The organism is Kistimonas scapharcae (genome assembly GCF_039540975.1).
Lineage (GTDB): Bacteria > Pseudomonadota > Gammaproteobacteria > Pseudomonadales > Endozoicomonadaceae > Kistimonas > Kistimonas scapharcae.
In genome coordinates this window covers 1-1,183 of record NZ_BAABFL010000232.1, presented here as the reverse complement: position 1 = coordinate 1,183, position 1,183 = coordinate 1, and the positions used below count along the sequence as shown (strand labels likewise).

Here is a 1,183-nt window from a genome sequence, read left to right as displayed (position 1 = left end):
CTAAAGCGAAACTTTGTCAGTGTCGTAGCTCTGGCTTGTGCTTTTGTCTGGTTACCAATGTGAAACGTCAACAGCTCCTAGTGGACGAATCGGCGACACGAAAGGCTGCTGCGACAATATCCGGGGTCATCTGGTTGTTCACCTGGTACAGCATGGGAACGAAGATGGGGCCAAGCAGCATCCATTTGGAGGTCAGTCCCCCAACGAAAATATTGATAAAGGCCGTCGTGATGATGAAGCCGATAATCAATAACACCGGAAAGGATTGTAGTCCCAGGGAATTCAACAGGCTGGCGCCCAGCCAGGTAATCCATGTACCCATGCCCGAATAGCTGAGCAGCGAGAGAAAGTTATAACAGAAGAACGTCAGCACCAGGATATAGCCCATGGCATCCATCTGTTTGACCATGGCCTGGACGACATTGGCCACAGAATGGAACTTGCCGGAGGCGGTGCCAAATACAATACCGGTAATGGTAAAGACCAGCGTAATCAACAGAATCACATTATCCAGATAGGGGACGACGCGGTTTCCGGATGCATCGGTGTAAGGGGCAAGGGGATAAAGCGCAAGCCAGGCAATGAACGCCAGAGCGCCGAGCAACCCGAAAAATGAGGCTTTGAGACCACGTTCTTCAGCATCACTGAGGGAGAAATTATCGATTTTGAGGTCGTCAGGTAATGACCAGGGCGTATCTTTCAGCTTCGGCGTTACAAAACGTGCGGTGACGATTGCACCGGCCACGGACAGCACACCTGTAGATATCAGAATGAAATAGTAATGCATGGTGGCAGGCGTCAGCGGCTGACCATCGTGGCGTGTGAACGGGACATTCTGAGCCTGAGCGAAAATGCGGGCATTGGCACCGATAATGACATCGATGGGGGTAGCCGGAATCAGGTTGGCGCTGAAACCCGCAGACACACCGGCAAAGGCCGCCGCCATGCCGATAATCGGATTCTTGCCGAGTCCGGCATAGAGCAATCCTGCCAGAGGAATGAGTACGAGATAACCTGCATCGGTGGCAATGCTGCTCATGATGCCAAAGAAAACCAGCAGTAGCGGCAGCCATTTTTCACTGATATGCAGGCCGGATTTCTTAGGAGCTGTTGACGTTTCACATTGGTAACCAGACAAAAGCACAAGCCAGAGCTACGACACTGACAAAGTTTCGCTTTAGCT

Annotated in this window: 1 protein-coding gene; it reads right to left on the bottom strand. The window is 51.6% G+C overall.

Annotated features, from left to right (window positions below; translation table 11 throughout):
* Positions 1–67: 67 nt before the first annotated feature.
* Complete coding sequence (locus tag ABD892_RS10600; RefSeq protein ID WP_345195593.1) at positions 68–1,138, bottom strand: AbgT family transporter; 1,071 nt, start codon at positions 1,136–1,138, stop codon at positions 68–70.
* Positions 1,139–1,183: the final 45 nt, after the last annotated feature.